At 72.7% G+C, this 15312-nt stretch carries 14 protein-coding genes; 4 read left to right on the forward strand and 10 right to left on the reverse strand.

All coding sequences use genetic code 11. The annotated features are described in order from the left end of the window. The first annotated feature begins 96 nt into the window (after positions 1-96). A complete protein-coding gene (locus AB0K34_RS22765) occupies positions 97-243 on the forward strand; it encodes a hypothetical protein (RefSeq protein ID WP_364550668.1) in 147 nt (48 codons plus the stop codon). A gap of 20 nt (positions 244-263) precedes the next feature. Here AB0K34_RS22765 and AB0K34_RS22770 read toward each other — a convergent pair whose 3' ends face one another. The 5 genes from AB0K34_RS22770 to glgX form a co-directional block, all read right to left on the reverse strand. Further along, positions 264-1535 (reverse strand): ATP-binding protein, encoded by a 1272-nt coding sequence (locus tag AB0K34_RS22770; RefSeq protein WP_301177502.1) that lies wholly within the window; start codon positions 1533-1535, stop codon positions 264-266. Between the two features lie 99 nt (positions 1536-1634). Continuing rightward, the gene (locus AB0K34_RS22775) at positions 1635-2306 is read right to left on the reverse strand and encodes a response regulator transcription factor (RefSeq protein ID WP_019629095.1); all 672 of its coding nucleotides are present in this window, start codon (positions 2304-2306) and stop codon (positions 1635-1637) included. Between the two features lie 140 nt (positions 2307-2446). Continuing rightward, positions 2447-4219, reverse strand: a complete 1773-nt coding sequence (gene treZ / locus AB0K34_RS22780) for a malto-oligosyltrehalose trehalohydrolase (RefSeq protein ID WP_364550670.1) — start codon at positions 4217-4219, stop codon at positions 2447-2449. Continuing rightward, on the reverse strand, positions 4216-6621 hold the full coding sequence (treY, locus tag AB0K34_RS22785; protein WP_364550672.1) for a malto-oligosyltrehalose synthase: 2406 nt from the start codon (positions 6619-6621) through the stop codon (positions 4216-4218). The genes treZ and treY overlap by 4 nt, the downstream gene beginning before the upstream one ends. A 5-nt stretch (positions 6622-6626) precedes the next feature. After that, positions 6627-8813, reverse strand: a complete 2187-nt coding sequence (gene glgX, locus AB0K34_RS22790) for a glycogen debranching protein GlgX (protein WP_301177505.1) — start codon at positions 8811-8813, stop codon at positions 6627-6629. A 253-nt stretch (positions 8814-9066) separates the two neighbouring features. Between glgX and AB0K34_RS22795 the strand changes: the two genes are divergently transcribed. Both AB0K34_RS22795 and bfr read left to right on the forward strand, forming a co-directional pair. Beyond that, entirely contained in the window at positions 9067-9390 is a 324-nt protein-coding gene (locus AB0K34_RS22795; RefSeq protein WP_364550674.1) for a (2Fe-2S)-binding protein, read from the forward strand. 100 nt (positions 9391-9490) lie between these two features. Continuing rightward, on the forward strand, positions 9491-9988 hold the full coding sequence (gene bfr / locus AB0K34_RS22800) for a bacterioferritin (RefSeq protein ID WP_138641021.1): 498 nt from the start codon (positions 9491-9493) through the stop codon (positions 9986-9988). Positions 9989-9995: 7 nt separating this feature from the next. Here bfr and AB0K34_RS22805 read toward each other — a convergent pair whose 3' ends face one another. Continuing rightward, positions 9996-11015, reverse strand: coding sequence for an adenylate/guanylate cyclase domain-containing protein (locus AB0K34_RS22805; protein WP_138641022.1), 1020 nt, complete (start codon positions 11013-11015; stop codon positions 9996-9998). Between the two features lie 171 nt (positions 11016-11186). After that, positions 11187-12050 carry a biotin--[acetyl-CoA-carboxylase] ligase gene (locus AB0K34_RS22810; protein ID WP_364550677.1) on the reverse strand — a complete coding sequence of 288 codons (864 nt, stop codon included), beginning with the start codon at positions 12048-12050 and terminating at the stop codon, positions 11187-11189. A gap of 81 nt (positions 12051-12131) precedes the next feature. Here AB0K34_RS22810 and AB0K34_RS22815 point away from each other — a divergent pair, with 81 nt between their 5' ends. Further along, entirely contained in the window at positions 12132-12905 is a 774-nt protein-coding gene (locus tag AB0K34_RS22815; RefSeq protein ID WP_364550679.1) for an enoyl-CoA hydratase-related protein, read from the forward strand. Between the two features lie 33 nt (positions 12906-12938). Here the strand turns inward: AB0K34_RS22815 and AB0K34_RS22820 are convergent, their stop codons facing one another. The 3 genes from AB0K34_RS22820 to AB0K34_RS22830 form a co-directional block, all read right to left on the reverse strand. Beyond that, on the reverse strand, positions 12939-13673 hold the full coding sequence (locus AB0K34_RS22820) for a DUF899 family protein (RefSeq protein WP_364550681.1): 735 nt from the start codon (positions 13671-13673) through the stop codon (positions 12939-12941). Positions 13674-13760: 87 nt separating this feature from the next. After that, the gene (locus AB0K34_RS22825; protein WP_364550683.1) at positions 13761-14978 is read right to left on the reverse strand and encodes a sigma-70 family RNA polymerase sigma factor; all 1218 of its coding nucleotides are present in this window, start codon (positions 14976-14978) and stop codon (positions 13761-13763) included. Then, complete coding sequence (locus AB0K34_RS22830) at positions 14975-15310, reverse strand: YciI family protein (protein ID WP_301178207.1); 336 nt, start codon at positions 15308-15310, stop codon at positions 14975-14977. The genes AB0K34_RS22825 and AB0K34_RS22830 overlap by 4 nt, the downstream gene beginning before the upstream one ends. Between the last annotated feature and the right edge of the window lie 2 nt (positions 15311-15312).

Here is a 15312-nt window from a genome sequence, read left to right on the forward strand (position 1 = left end):
CGTTCCCAGTGCCGGTTCTTCGGGAGTGCTGGAATTGTCATCCGCGGTGTTCTCGGTATATCTTTGTCAACCGATTGATGTTCGTCGGGCCTGCCCGTGGCCCCCGCCGCCGGGGCCGCCGGCGCCGCCGGCTCCGCGGGCCTCGCCGGCCCGGAGGCGCCGGGCGTCCACCGCGCGAACGGCCGCTCCCCGCGCCTGGGCCACCCCCTCGACGCCCCCAGCGAGGACTACGCCGAGATCTGAACGGCCCGGCCGCCCGACCGTCAGGCGGGGCCCATGACCACCCGCTCGGCGGCAAGGCGCGCCTCGGCGGGCTGGCGGAGGAAGACCCCGAAGACCGCGGGACGGGACTGGATCAGTTCGAGGCGGCCGCCGTCCACCACGGCGAGCGAGCGGGCCAGGTAGAGGCCGAGGCCGGTGCCGTGGCCGCCGCTGACGCTGCGGTCGAAGATGCGGGGCTCCAGCTCGGCCGGGATCCCGGGGCCCTCGTCGCCGATCTCGACGACCACCGACCCGGCGCCCGGCTTGGTGTGGATGGTGACGGTCCCGGCGCCGTGGGTGAGCGAGTTCTCCAGCAGGGTCGCGAGGATCTGGGAGAGGCCCTCGGGGTTGGTCAGGCCGATAAGGCCCTGCTCGCCGACGATCCGCACGTCCCGGCCCTCCTTGCGGAAGCTCGGCCGCCACTCCTTGACCTGCTGGGTGATGATCTCGTCGATCGGGGACGGGACGGCGCCGCCGGTCGGGTCGTGCCGGGCGCGGGCGAGCAGCTGCTCCACGACCGCGACGAGCCGCTCGGTCTGCGCGACGGCCGCGGCGCCCTCCTCGCGGACGACGTCGGGGTACTCGGCGGCCTCGATCATCTCCTCCAGCCGCATCGACAGCGCGGTGAGCGGCGTGCGGAGCTGGTGGCTGGCGTCGGTGGCGAACTGGCGGCCGGCGACGACGAGGTCGGTGATGCGGACGGCGCTGCGGTCCAGCACCTCGGCGACCTGGTCGATCTCCGGGATGCCGTAGCGGCGGGGGCGGGGCCGGGCGTTGCCGCTGCCGAGCCGGTCGGCGGTCTCGGCGAGCTCGCGGAGCGGCAGCATGAACTTGCGGGCCTGCACCATGGCCAGGCCGACGGTGACGGCGACGCCGAGCAGCGCCAGGCTGCCGATCAGCAGGATCAGCCGGAGCGCGGCGTCGCGGACCTCCGCCTCCGGGCGCGCCACCCGGACCCGGACCGCGCCGTGCGCGGCGGTGGCGCTGAGGACGGGGCCGCGGCGCGGCGGCCCGGCGTTGAGGGTGCGGCCGTCCGGCAGCGTGACGGTGATCTGCCGGCCGGGGTACTCGCGGGCGATGATCGCGCCGGTGACGGGCTGCGGTTTCTCCAGGCTGTAGCCGACGCTGCCCGCGATGGAGGACGCCTCCCGGTCGAGCGACCGGCCGGCCTCCTCGTAGACGAGTTTGTGTGCGGCGTAGGCGAGGGGTATGCCGAGCAGGAGGATCGCGACCACCGCCACCGCGAGCGTCGACAGGAGGAGTCGGCGCCTCATCAGGGCTCCTTAGGGGTGGGGCCGCGGACGGCGCAGCACGCTGCCCGGGGGCCTCTCGGGAAGGCCCCCGGTCGTTCCGCCCGGCCGCGGCGGCCGGTGCTAGTCGCCGCGCTCGAACCGGAAGCCGACGCCCCGCACCGTGGTGATGTAGCGGGGACTGCCGGCGTCGTCGCCGAGCTTGCGGCGCAGCCAGGAAATGTGCATGTCGAGCGTCTTCGTGGAACCCCACCAGTTGGTGTCCCACACCTCGCGCATGATCTGTTCGCGGGTCACGACCTTGCCGGCGTCGCGGACGAGCACCCGCAGCAGGTCGAACTCCTTGGTGGTCAGCTGGAGCTCCTGGTCGCCCATCCAGGCACGGCGCGACTCGGCGTCGATCCGCACCCCCTGGACGATCGGGGTCTCGGTGCTGCCCCGGCGCAGCAGCGCGCGCACCCGCGCGAGCAGCTCGGCCAGCCGGAACGGCTTGGTCACGTAGTCGTCGGCGCCCGCGTCGAGCCCGACGACGGTGTCGACCTCGTCGGCCCGGGCGGTCAGGATCAGGATGGGCACGCCGTGCCCCTCGGCCCGCACCCTGCGGGCCACCTCAAGGCCGTCCAGTTCGGGCAGGCCGAGATCGAGGACGATCAGGTCAACCCCGCCGCCGAGCGCCCGCTCCAGCGCCTGCGGGCCGTCCGGGCTTACTTCGACGGTGTACCCCTCGCGACGCAGCGCGCGGGCGAGAGGCTCGGAGATGGACGTGTCGTCCTCGGCGAGCAGTACTGAGGTCATGAACCGATCGTATGACCATTCTTGACCATTACCGGGCTGCCGCCGCGCTCTTGACCTGCGGTTTGCCACTCGTAGTACATTACCGAACACGACATATCCGTCAGTACCCGTATCTTCGCCGCAATAGACGCGTCCACGGGTCAGCGAAAAATCGCGATCGAGGCCGCGGGCAGCTCCACGGCGGCCCTTCCGGAATCGCCGAGAGCGCCGGGGTCGAGGTGAATCGCCGGATCCGACGCGAGCAGCAGCCGGGGGCGCGCCCCGGGCGGCCCCGCCGGGAGGGCGACGGGCACGTCCCCGAGGTTCGCCGCCACACCGATCCCGCCGCGCCGCATCACCAGCCAGCGCGCCGTGCTCTCGTCCGTCCCGACCTGCACCGCGGCCGGCCGGGGGTCGTTCAGGTCGGGTTCGGAGCGGCGCAGCGCGATCAGGGCGCGATGCCATTCGAGCAGGTCAGCGTGGTACGGGTCGTCCGGCTCGGTCCAGTCGAGGACGGATCGGCGAAAGGTGTCCACAGCCTGTGGATCGGGGACCTCGCCCGCCCAGCCGTGCCGCGCGAACTCCCGCCGGCGCCCCTCGCTGACGGCGCGGGCCAGCTCCGGATCGCGGTGGTCGGTGAAGTAGCACCAGGGGGTGGACGCGCCCCACTCCTCGCCCATGAACAGCATCGGTGTGAAGGGCGCGAGCAAAAGCAGTGCCGCGCCCACTTTGAGTAGCCCTGGGGACGGCAAGAGCGCGCCGATGCGGTCACCGGAGGCGCGGTTGCCGACTTGGTCGTGGTTCTGCAGAAAGCCGAGGAAACGGTGTGCGGGCGTTTCCCGGACGTTCACCGGCCGCCCGTGGTGCCGGCCCCGGTAGGTCGACATGGTCCCGTCATGAACGAAGACTCTGGTAAGGGCCTTCTTCAGCGTTTCCAGAGAGCCGAAGTCGCAGTAGTAGCCCTGCCGTTCACCGGTGAGCGCGGCGTGCAGCGCGTGGTGGAAGTCGTCGCTCCACTGCGCGTCCAGGCCGTATCCGCCGGCCTCCCTGGACGTCACCAGGCGCGGGTCGTTCAGGTCGGATTCGGCGATGAGGAAGAGCTGCCGCCCAAGGTGGGCGGATTCCGCCGCCACGGCCCGCCCCAGCTCTTCGAGGAGGTGCGTTGCGCTGTGGTCGGTGATGGCGTGGACGGCGTCGAGCCGCAGCCCGTCGAAGTGGTAGTCACGCAGCCACATGAGCGCGTTCTGCACGACGAATGCGCGGACCTCGTCCGAGCCTTCCTGGTCGAAGTTCACCGCGTCGCCCCAGGGGGTGGCGTGGGCGCTGGTGAAGTACGGCCCGAAGCTGCCCAGGCGGTTACCGTCCGGGCCTAGATGGTTGTAGACGACGTCGAGGACGACGGCCAGGCCGCGCGCATGGGCGGCGTCCACGAAGCGCTTCAGACCGTCTGGGCCACCGTAGGGCTCATGGGGCGCCCACAGGTGGACACCGTCGTACCCCCATCCGTGACGGCCGGGAAAGGACGCGACGGGCAGCAGCTCCACCGCGTCTATGCCGAGCGCCACCAGATGGTCGAGGCGGTCGGTAGCGGCGTCGAACGTCCCCTCCGGCGTGAACGTGCCGACGTGCATCTCGTAGAGGACGCTCCCGGGGAGCGGACGGCCGTGCCAATGCTGGTCCGTCCATGCGAACCGTCCGTGGTCGTAGACACGGCTCTGGCCGTGCACGCCGTTGGGCTGCCAAGGCGAGCGAGGGTCGGGCAGTACTTCGTCTGAGCCGTCCAAGACGAAGCCGTAGTCCGTCCCATGGACGGCGTCGGCGACGGTGGCCTCCCACCAGCCGGAGGGCCGCGCCTCCATCGGATGGCCCGTGCCGCCGACCACGACTTCGACGCGGTCGGCGGCCGGTGCCCACACGGTGAACCTGGTGCTCAACTACCGAACTCCCTGGGGACGAGCAGAGCGACGGGCAGATGCTCGAAGACGCGGTCCGCGTCCAGGAAGGGACCCATGTGCGTGCAGCCGGTCAGCACGTCCCGCCAGCCCTGGTGGCGGACGTCCACCCGCGTCCCGTTCCAGCCGCCCCGGCGTTCCAGCCCCACGGGCAGCCGGGTGGCGAGCGCGACCGCGCCGCCCCGCGCGAACCCGATCAGATGCTCGGCCGCCGGCCCGCGCGCCGCGACCGGCTCGTGCCGGGACCCCGGCCCGAACCACTCGGGGTGGGCGCGCCGCAGCCGCAGCGTCCGCGAGGTGACCAGCAGCTTCTCGTCGTCGACCTCTTTCGGGCGGCGGCCGGTGTCGAGCCGGGCGAGGTGCTCGCGGCGCCGCCCGTAGTCGACCGGGCGCCGGTTGTCGGGGTCGACCAGCGCCAGGCCGGTCAGCTCGCAGCCCTGGTAGACGTCCGGGACGCCCGGCATGGCCAGCTGGACGAGCTTCTGCCCCAGCGTGTTCACGCGCGCGTAGGGGGCCAGCCTGGCGACGAACGACGTCATGTCGGTGATGAGGTCGGGGTCGGACAGGACGCCCCGCGCATACGCGAGCACGGCCTTCTCGTAGTCGGCGTCTTGCTCGACCCAGGACGTGCGGGTCTTGGCCTCCCGCATCGCCTTGGTGAGGAACTCCTCCAGACGATCCTGGGTGATGGGCCAGGCGCCGACGAGGGTCTGCCAGAGGAGGTATTCAAGGTCGGGCTCCAGCGGTGACGGGGTCGGCCCCCACGTCCGCCAGCGCTCCACGGCTTCCCTCCACTCGCCCGGGATCTCCGCCACGACCGACAGCCACGCCCGTACGTCCTCTTCGCGCTTGGTGTCGTGCGTGGAGAGGGTCGTCATCGTCTGCGGCCAGTCGCGGGCGAGCCTGATGCAGTACGCGTGGAAGTCCTCCGGGCTGACGGAGAACCGCTCTGGGGCGCCGCCCACCTCGTTCAGCGCGGCCATCCGGTTCCACCGGTAGAACGCGGTGTCCTCGACGCCCTTGGCGGCGAGCGGCGCGGACGTCTGCTGGAACCGCACGATGAACTCGGCATCGGTGCGCTCACCGCGTCCCAGAGCGAGGTCTACGACGGCCTCCAGGTCGCTGTGGAACTCCTCGGGAAGGTGAGTTCGCGCACGGTCTGCGGCCTCCGTTAACACGTCCACGGCCTGCTGTGGAGCGTCCTCACCGGGCACGACGTAGGCGCGGTACACGGGCATGGCGACGAGCAGTTCGACCAAGGCCCGTTCCATGCCGGGACGACGCTCGCCCACGACCCGGTGGAGGACGCGCAAAAGCCGGTCCATCTCCGGCTTGAGCCCGTGTGTGGCGGCGTGCAGGCGGGCCTCGTGCTCGACCTCCTCGAACTCGGCCGGATTGCCCGTCAGCGACACGTAGTAGTCGGTGAGCGGCTTCTCCCCCGCCGGGTCGACGAACAGCCCGCCGACCATGCCGAGCGAGTCGTAGCCGGTGGTGCCCGCGCACGGCCAGTCCGGCGGCAGCCGCTCCTCCCCCTCGGTGATCTTCTCGACGAGCAGCCAGCGGCCCGGCGCGGCCTCCGCCAGCCGGCGCAGGTAGCCGCGCGGGTCGGCGAGGCCGTCCGGGTGGTCGACGCGCAGGCCGTCCACGAGGTCCCGCTCGACCAGGCCGAGCAGCAGCGCGTGCGTGCGCCGGAAGACCTCGGGGTCCTCCTGGCGGAGCCCGATCAGCCCGGAGATGTCGAAGAACCGCCGGTAGTTGGGCTCGCCCTCGCCGGGCAGCGCGATCCGGCCGCCGCCCGCGTCCCAGTCGACGTCGAACCACCGCGCGAACGGCGAGCCCGGCCCGTCCTCCAGGACCCGCGCGAGCGGCAGGTTCAGGTCGTGGGGGTCCGGGATCGCCATGTGGTTCGGGACGACGTCGACCAGCAGCCGCAGGCCGTGCGCGCGGAACCGGGTGGCCATCGCGCCGAACGCCTCGGCGCCGCCCAGCTCCTCGGACAGCCGGGAGTGGTCGACGACGTCGTAGCCGTGCGCGGAGCCCGGCGCAGCCTGCAGGATCGGGGACAGGTACACGTGGGACACGCCGAGGGACGCCAGGTAGGGCGCGAGCGCGGCGGCCTCGGCGAAGCCGAAGCGCTCCTCGGGCGTCCCGCGGAGCTGGAGGCGGTAGGTGCCGGACGGCGGTGCGGTCAGCGGGTCGGGGCCGGGGGTGTCGGCCTGGTCCTTCTCGGTGCTGTGGTCCTCGGACACGGCTTCCTCTGGGGGGTCGGCGGGGAGCGGTTCCTCGGCGGCGGGTTCGGCGTCCATCTCGTCGTTCGTCTCGGCGGCGGCGTGGATCTCGGCGGCGGGGCTCTCGGCGGCGGGGCTCTCGGCGGCGGGGCGCATGGGGGTCAGACGCGGCGCAGGACCTGGATCGAGCGGGCGCCGACCGGGACGTTCTCGCGGGCCTTCACGACGGGCGACTCCTCCTCGGCGAGCAGCGGGTCGGCGGTGTCCAGCATCTTGATCCACATCTGCCCGTAGACGGCGGGCGGCAGCGTGAACGTCAGGTCGCCGTCGTGCGCGTTGAACAGCAGCAGGAACGAGTCGTCCCGGACCGGCCGCCCGCGCGGGTCGGGCTCGCTGATCGCGTCGCCGTTCAGGAACACGTTCAGCGACTTGTTGAAGCCCGCGGACCAGTCCCGGTCGGCCATCTCCCGGCCGCCCGGCGTGAACCACACCAGGTCGGGCAGTTCCTCGGACTCCGCCTCGGCCTCGCCCATCCGCCGCGCCGCCCTGCGGGCGCGCTTCGTCCGCTGGTCGCCGAGGAAGAACCGGCGGCGCCGGAAGACGGGATGCGCGGTGCGCAGCCTGGAGAGCCGCCGGACGAAGTCGAGCATCGGGCCGCGCTCGTCGAAGAAGGTGTCGTCGCGGAGGCCCGTCCAGTCGACCCACGAGATCTTGGTGTCCTGGCAGTAGGCGTTGTTGTTGCCGCCCTGGGTGCGGCCGATCTCGTCGCCGTGCAGCAGCATCGGGACGCCCTGCGACAGGAACAGCGTGGTCAGGAAGTTGCGCTTCTGCCGTTCGCGCAGCGCGACGATGTCGAGGTCGTCGGTCGGGCCCTCGTTGCCGCAGTTCCACGAGCGGTTGTCGTCGCTGCCGTCCCGGTTGCCCTCGCCGTTGGCCTCGTTGTGCTTGTGGTCGTAGGAGACGAGGTCGTGCAGCGTGAACCCGTCGTGGCAGGTCACGAAGTTGATCGAGGCGATCGGGCGGCGGCCGTCGTCGGCGTACAGGTCGGACGAGCCCGTCAGCCGGGACGCGAAGTCGGGCATGGCGCCGGGCTGCCCGCGCCAGTAGTCGCGCATGGTGTCGCGGTACTGGCCGTTCCATTCCGTCCACAGCGGCGGGAAGTTGCCGACCTGGTAGCCGCCCTCGCCGACGTCCCACGGCTCGGCGATCAGCTTCACCTGGGACACGACCGGGTCCTGCTGGACGAGGTCGAAGAACGCCGACAGCCGGTCCACCGCGTGCAGTTCGCGGGCCAGCGTCGCGGCGAGGTCGAACCGGAACCCGTCCACGTGCATCTCGGTCACCCAGTACCGCAGCGAATCCATGATCATCTGCAGGACGTGCGGGCTGCGCATCAGCAGGCTGTTCCCGGTGCCCGTCGTGTCGGTGTAGTAGCGCGGGTCGTCGTCGGCCAGCCGGTAGTAGGACGCGTTGTCGATGCCCCGGAACGACAGTGTCGGCCCGAGGTGGTTGCCCTCGGCGGTGTGGTTGTAGACGACGTCCAGGATCACCTCGATCCCGGCCTGGTGCAGGGCCTTCACCATCGCCTTGAACTCCAGCACCTGCTCGCCCCGCTGCCCCGACGAGGAGTACTCGTTGTGCGGCGCGAAGAACCCGATCGTGTTGTAGCCCCAGTAGTTGCGCAGGCCGCGCCGCACCAGCACGTCATCGTGGACGAACTGGTGGACGGGCATCAGCTCCACCGCCGTCACCCCGATCGAGCGCAGATGATCGGTGATCACCGGGTGGGCGAGGCCCGCGTAGGTGCCGCGCAGCGCCGGCGGGATCTCCGGATGCCGGGCGGTGAGGCCCTTCACGTGCGCCTCGTAGATCACGGTCTCGTGGTACGGGATGCGCGGCGGCCGGTCGTCGCCCCAGTCGAAGTACGGGCTGACGACCACCGACCGCATCGTGTGGCCCGCCGAGTCGGCGTCGTTGCGCGACCACGGGTCGCCGAACTCGTAGCCGAAGCACGACTCGTCCCAGTCGATCGTCCCCTCGACGGCCTGCGCGTACGGGTCGAGGAGCAGTTTCGCCGGGTTGCAGCGCTGCCCGCGGCGCGGATCGAACGGCCCGTGCACCCGGTACCCGTACCGCCGGCCCGGCATGACGCCCGGCAGGTAGCCGTGCCAGACGAACGCGTCCACCTCGGGGAGCGTCAGCCGCGTCTCCTCGCCGTCGCCCGCCGGCCCGTCGAACAGGCACAGCTCCACCCGCTCGGCCGCCTCGGAGAACACGGCGAAGTTCGTCCCCGCGCCGTCGAACCGGGCGCCGAGGGGATACGCGTCGCCCGGCCAAACCTGTGCCACTTGTCCCGCCCTCCCGTCCGGACCGCGACGGGCCCCGGCGCCATGGCGACTGCACGGCTGCCGACGCGGGCCCGGCGGCGCACGCCGGAAGCCCTTCCCCCTGAGGCTTGAGTCACACCGATTGGGAGTCCACTGGCCAGAACGGACACTCCTGAGCTACGTTAGGGGAGCCTAACCTCAATAAGGGCGCCCTAAGTGCCCGAGGGAAGGCGCGTCGGGCCAGCTCCAGCCGCACGGAAGGTCTCCCACCGGCATGTACGTCTGCATCTGCAACGCCGTCACCGAGGACGACGTCCACGGCTGCATGGCGAGCGGCTGCACGACCGCCAAGGCGGTCAAGGCCGCCTGCGGCTTCAAGCCCGGCTGCGGCATGTGCACCAAGCGCATCCACACCATGGTCAGCCAGTACCGGACGGCCAACGAGCTGGCGGACGCCCTGACCGGCGGCCCGCTCGCGCTCACCGCCGTGCCGGAGCAGGCCGTGCCGGAGCAGGCCGCCCCGGCCCCGTCCGAGATCGCCGCGGAGCTCGCCGCGGAACCGACCGCCGAGGGGGCCGCCCCGCCGACCGCCGCCTGAGCGAAACCGCGGCCCCGCACGGCCCGCCGAGGGAGGCGGACACGCGCCGTGCGGGGGTTAGTGCTGTCCCCAACTCGGCGGCCATGGAAGCATGGGGGCCATGGAAGGCGACAGAGAGATCATCGCGCTGCTCAACGAGCAGCTCACCGCGGAGCTCACGGCGATCAACCAGTACTTCCTGCACTCCAAGATGCAGGAGAACTGGGGCTTCCTCCGCATGGCCAAGCACACCCGCGACGAGTCGTTCGACGAGATGCGGCACGCGGAGCGGCTCACCAACCGGATCCTGTTCCTGGAGGGGCTGCCGAACTACCAGAAGCTCGGCACCCTGCGCATCGGGCAGACGATCTTCGAGCAGCTCAAGGCCGACCTCGAGATCGAGATGGAGGCCGTGGCGCGGCTCCGCCCCGGCATCGAGCTGATGCGCTCGCGCGGCGACGTCACGTCCGCCCGGCTCTTCGAGCACATCCTCGCCGACGAGGAGGAGCACATCGACTACCTGGAGACCGAGTTGAGCCTCGTCGAGGCGCTGGGCGAGCAGAACTACCTGCAGCGCCTCACCGACTCCCCCACCGAGAGCGGCTCCAGCGCCTACTGACCCGCGCCTAGTCGCGCGGCGTCTCCGCGGACGCCGCCTTCCGGCGCAGCACGAACGGCTGGACGATCCCGAGGCCCCGGACCGGGCGCCGCACGATCCGCGTCACCTCGTAGGCCGCTGAGCCCTCCAGGCACGCCGCCAGCTCGCTGTCGATCACGACGGAGCCGGGGCGGGCCAGCGAGGTGAGCCGGGCGGCGAGGTTCACCGTGGTCCCGAACACGTCGCCCATCAGCGGCAGGACGGGACCGTGGGCCACGCCGACCCGGACGTCCGGGACCTCGGTCTCGTCCTGGATGGCCGCCGCGACCGTCAGCGCGATCTCCGCGCCGACCTCCGGCGACTCCGCGCTGAACAGCACCTCGTCGCCGAGCGTCTTCACCAGCCGGCCGCCGCAGGAGGCGATGATGTCGGCGGCGGTCTCCTCGAACCACTCCACCACCCGGGCCAGCTCGATCTCCTCCAGCTCCCGGCTGACCTGGGTGAAGGACACCATGTCGGCGAACCCGACGGTGGTCATCGGGCGGCCCGCCGGGTCGCCGTTGTCGCGGCTCGCCGCCGCGGCCAGCGCCCGGGTCCCGGCCGCCGCGAGCTGCCGCCGCCAGGCGTGCACGACCAGCGGCTCGAACTCGCCGATGTGCTTCTCGGCGATGTCCACGACCGTGTCGACCGCCTCCGCGGACGGCGTCTCGTGCGGGTCGCCGGTCAGCATGCTGCGCAGCAGGTTGACCTGCCACTCCGCGAGCCGGGTCATCGTCTGCCCGTAGGCGCGGACCAGGCGGACCACGCCGTCCTCGTCCAGGATCCCGTCGTCGACCAGCCGGCGCAGCCGGTCCAGCGCCGCGACGTCGCCCTCGGTGTAGGCGATCGTCTCGTCCGGCATGGACGGGTACCCGAACGCCCGCCAGATCCGGCCCGCGAAGTCGCGGGTGACCCCGGCCAGCCGGACGGCCTGGACGCGGTTGTACCGCAGCTCGCCGCCGAGCAGGAGCTCCTCGATCTCCTTCGGATCGGGCAATCCGGCCGCCATCTCCCGCCCCTCAGCCCGCCGCCGCCGGGGGCCGCGGCGGCGGCGTCATCATTCGATCTCCGGACATATCAGTGCAGCTCACCAGCAACCCCAAGAGTTGGAACTCGCCGTGCACATCGTTGCAGATCAGCACTCGGATCAACGCCCGGACCGCGGATCCTCGTTCCCCGTTCAACGGACGTGCACCACATCGCCGGCGCTGACCGCGCTGTCCCCGCCCGGCCCCGCGACGACGAGGCGGCCCGTCTCGTCCACGTCCCGGGCCCGCCCGGTCAGCCGCTGGTCGCCGGGCAGCTCCACCCGGACGTCGCGGCCGAGCGTGACGCACAGGTCCCGGTAGGCGGTGCGCAGCCCGCTGGTGTCCGGATCGCCGCCGAGCGCCGTCCACTCCCGGTACCAGGTCTCGAACTCGCGCAGGATCGCGCGCAGCAGCGGCGCCCGGTCGCTGAGCGGCGCGCCCTCGATCGCCAGCGACGTCGCGGTCGGCACCGGCAGCTCCTCGGCCCGCAGGCCCACGTTCAGCCCGACGCCGATCACCAGGCCGTCGTCGACCCGCTCGGCGAGGATCCCGGCGAGCTTGCGGTCGCCGACGAGCACGTCGTTCGGCCATTTGAGGCGGGCGTCCACGGCCGTGTCGCCGTCGGCGTCCGCGCCGAGGAACCGCTCCCCCCGCTGCGACCAGGCGGTCATCCGGCGGATCGCGGTGGCGACGGCGACACCCGTCAGCAGCGACGCCCAGCCCAGCCGCTGCACCGGCACCGCGGGCCGCACCAGCATGGAGAACGCCAGCCCGGACCGCGGCGGCGCCGTCCACGCCCGCCCCTTGCGGCCCCGGCCTGCCGTCTGCCACTCGGTGGCCAGCACGGTGCCCTCCGGCGCGCCCTCCCGGGCCCGCGCCGCGAGGTCGGCGTTGGTGGAGCCGGTCTCGTCCACGATCCCGATCTCCCGCCACAGCCCGCCCTCCCGGACGAGCGCGCGCCGCAGCGCGCCCTCGTGCAGCGGCGGCCGTCCGAGATCCCCATACGCTGAGTCCACGCCTCCATCCAACCCGATGACGGTCTTGATCTTGGGGCCGGACGTCGGGTAGGGGGCCCGGTCCTCGTTAGGGTGCGGCTTATGGATGGAGTGACGCTGCGGCGCGACGGGCATGTCGCGGAGATCGTGCTGGACCGCCCCGAGGCCCTCAACGCCCTGTCGACGGCGATGGCCCGCCGCCTCACCGGCGCCTGCGCCGAGGTCGCGGCGGACCCGGCCGTCCGCGCCGTCGTGCTGAGCGCGGCCGGGGAGAAGGCGTTCTGCGTGGGCGCCGACCTCAAGGAACGCAACGCGATGACCGACGACGAGATCCTCGCGCAGCGGCCCGTCTTCCGCGCCGCGTTCGGCGGCGTGCTGAACCTGCCGCAGCCCGTCATCGCGGCCGTGCACGGCTACGCGCTCGGCGGCGGCTGCGAGTTCGCGCTCTCCTGCGACATGATCGTCGCGGACGAGACGGCCGTGTTCGGGCTGCCCGAGGTGGGCGTCGGCCTCGTGCCGGGCGGCGGCGGCACCCAGCTCGCGCTGCGCCGCCTCGGCCCCGGCAAGGCCGCCGACCTGGTCTTCACCGGCCGCCGCCTCGCCGTGGACGAGGCCCTCGCCTACGGCCTCGCCGACCGCAAGGTCCCCGCCGGCGCCGCCCGCGAGGAGGCCCTCGGCATCGCCGAGACGATCGCCCGCAACTCCCCGGCCGCCGTCCGCGCCGCGAAGCGCGCGATGCGCCTCGGCGGCGGCGTCGGCCTGGACGCGGGCCTCGACCTGGAGGAGAACGCCTGGCGCACCGTCGCCTTCTCCCCCGACCGCCGCGAGGGCATCGCCGCCTTCAACGAGAAGCGCAAGCCGAACTGGCCGAGCTGATCGGACGCGGGCTGACCGGGCGCGGGCTGCCGCTCAGGCGGTGCCCAGGTCGTCGGAGTGGCCTGCTCGCAGGCGGGGCCACTGGGCGGTGGGACGGCCGTCGGTGCGGAAGAAGCCGCCGTCGACCGAGCCCGCCCTGGGCCAGCCCGCGGGTGAGTCCTCCCAGGTCTCCTGGCGGCCGTAGACGGTCATGTCCATCAGCGAGTAGGCGATGTCCATGGCCTCCACGCCGCGGCCGTTCGTCCAGTAGGTCTCGAAGACCCGGTCGCCGTCGCGCAGGTAGCAGACCAGGTGGAACATGCCCGCGGTGCGTCCGGTCAGCAGGGCCTCGGCGGAGTCTTGGACGGAGTACCAGGGCATGGTCCAGCCCATGAAGTCGCGGTACCGGACGCTCTCCTCGTAGGGGCCCTGGCAGAACGTCGCGTAGGTGATGCCCGCGGCGTGCAGGTTGGACAGCTCGCGGACCTGGCCGTTGTAGTACGTGCAGCCCTCGCACTGCTCCGCGGCGGGGTGGCCGGTGTGCCACATCATGTAGTAGGCGATCAGCCGGCGGCGTCCCTCGAACGCGTCCAGCAGGGTCAGCGCGCCGTCCGGGCCGGTCAGCGGGGCCTTGGCGTCCACCTCGACCATCGGCAGCCGGCGGCGGGCGGCCGCGATCGCGTCACCCGCGCGGGTGTGCGCCTTCTCGCGGACGCGCAGCGCGTCCAGTTCGGCCTGGAAGGCGGCCCGGTCGACCACGTCGGGCAGCGGAGTCGTGTCGCTGTTCATGGGATCTTCCCTCGCTCTCGATGGACTTTCACCCCACCGACGAAGGGCGGCCGCCCCGGATCGACATCGCCGGGAAAAATCTTGGAATCAGAGTTCGCGGAGGCGTCCGGCCAGGTAGCGGCGCTCGGCTTCGGTCGGCGCCAGCTCCAGCGCCTCCTCGTACGCGGCCCTGGCCTCGGCGGTACGGCCCGCCCGGCGGAGCAGGTCGGCCCGGGTCGCGGGGAGCAGGTGGTAGCCGGCGAGCCGGCCGGACGCCGTCAACTCGTCGACGAGGGCCAGCCCCGCCGGGATCCCGTCCGCCATCGCGATCGCGACGGCGCGGTTGAGGTCCACGACCGGGGACGGGGCCAGCCGCGCCAGTTCGGTGTAGAGGGCGGCGATCTGCGGCCAGTCCGTGCTCGCCGTGTCGGGCGCGGTGGCGTGGCAGGCGGCGATCGCGGCCTGCACCTGGTACGGCCCGGGCCGCCGCAGGGCCATCGCCCGGTCGAGCACCGCCACCCCCTCGTCGATCAGCGCGCGGTCCCAGCGGGAGCGGTCCTGGTCCTCCAGCGGGACGAGCACGCCGCCGGCCGTGCGGGTCGCGCGCCGGGCCCCGTGCAGGAGCATCAGCGCGAGCAGGCCGCTCGGCTCGGGTTCGGACGGCATCAGCCGGACGAGCACGCGGGCGAGGCGGACGGCCTCGGCCGCCAGGGGGCGGGCCGGGTCCGGCTCGCCGTACCCCTGGTTGAAGATCAGGTACAGCACGGCGAGGACGGCGTCGAGCCGCTCCGGGAGGAGCTCGGCGGGCGGCACCCGGTACGGGACGCCCGCCTCCCGGATCTTGCGTTTGGCGCGGACGAGGCGCTGCGCCATCGCGGGCTCGGCGGTCAGCAGGGCGCGGGCGATCTCGGCGGTGCTGAGCCCGGCCAGCGTGCGCAGGGTCAGCGCGACCCGGGCCGGGAGCGGCAGCGCCGGATGGCAGCAGGTGAAGATCAGCCGCAGCCGCTCGTCGGGGATGTCGTCGTCCGGCGGCGGGCCGGGGTCGCGGGCCGGGGCGGCGAGGGCGCGCAGCTTGGCCGCGCCGGCGGCGTCGCGGCGCAGCCGGTCGACGGCGCGGTTGCGGGCCGCCGTCGTGAGCCAGGCGCCGGGGCGGTCCGGGACGCCGTCGCGGGGCCAGGTGGCGAGGGCGGCGGCGAACGCGTCCTGCGCGCAGTCCTCGGCGAGGTCCCAGTCCCCGGTCAGGCCGATGAGGGTCGCGACGACCTGGCCCCATTCGTCCCGGTAGGCGGCGTCGACCGCCGCGCGCACGCCGTCCGGCGCGGTCATTCCCAGACGGGACGGACCTCGACTCCGCCCCACCGCGCGTAGGGGTGGCCCGCGGCGATATGGATGGCCTCGTCCAGATCGGCGCACTCGATGACCACGACGCCGCCGACGAAGTCCTTCGTCTCGGCGTACGGCCCGTCCGAGACGAGGGTCTCCCCGTCCCGGACCCGGACCGTCGTCGCGTCCGCGACGGGACGCAGCCGCACGCCGAAGCGCTCCGCGCCGCGCCGCTCCAGGTCGGCGAGCCACGCCCGGTGCCCCGGGTCGGCCGCGATCTCCGCGTTGGACGGCGAGACCTTCTCGTCGTCGCAGATCAGCAGTGCGTACCTCATGC

Source organism: Actinomadura sp. NPDC049382 (genome assembly GCF_040677125.1).
In the GTDB taxonomy this organism is placed as follows: Bacteria; Actinomycetota; Actinomycetes; order Streptosporangiales; family Streptosporangiaceae; genus Spirillospora; species Spirillospora geliboluensis.

What these genes read in the sequence shown, in the direction of transcription:
- bfr (WP_138641021.1), top strand. Translation starts at nt 9,491, where the DNA reads ATGGAAGGCGACAGAGAGATCATCGCGCTGCTCAACGAGCAGCTCACC.
- AB0K34_RS22820 (WP_364550681.1), bottom strand. Translation starts at nt 13,673, where the DNA reads ATGAACAGCGACACGACTCCGCTGCCCGACGTGGTCGACCGGGCCGCC.
- AB0K34_RS22815 (WP_364550679.1), top strand. Translation starts at nt 12,132, where the DNA reads ATGGATGGAGTGACGCTGCGGCGCGACGGGCATGTCGCGGAGATCGTG.
- AB0K34_RS22825 (WP_364550683.1), bottom strand. Translation starts at nt 14,978, where the DNA reads ATGACCGCGCCGGACGGCGTGCGCGCGGCGGTCGACGCCGCCTACCGG.
- AB0K34_RS22795 (WP_364550674.1), top strand. Translation starts at nt 9,067, where the DNA reads ATGTACGTCTGCATCTGCAACGCCGTCACCGAGGACGACGTCCACGGC.
- AB0K34_RS22805 (WP_138641022.1), bottom strand. Translation starts at nt 11,015, where the DNA reads ATGGCGGCCGGATTGCCCGATCCGAAGGAGATCGAGGAGCTCCTGCTC.
- treY (WP_364550672.1), bottom strand. Translation starts at nt 6,621, where the DNA reads ATGCGCCCCGCCGCCGAGAGCCCCGCCGCCGAGAGCCCCGCCGCCGAG.
- AB0K34_RS22830 (WP_301178207.1), bottom strand. Translation starts at nt 15,310, where the DNA reads ATGAGGTACGCACTGCTGATCTGCGACGACGAGAAGGTCTCGCCGTCC.
- AB0K34_RS22770 (WP_301177502.1), bottom strand. Translation starts at nt 1,535, where the DNA reads ATGAGGCGCCGACTCCTCCTGTCGACGCTCGCGGTGGCGGTGGTCGCG.
- AB0K34_RS22775 (WP_019629095.1), bottom strand. Translation starts at nt 2,306, where the DNA reads ATGACCTCAGTACTGCTCGCCGAGGACGACACGTCCATCTCCGAGCCT.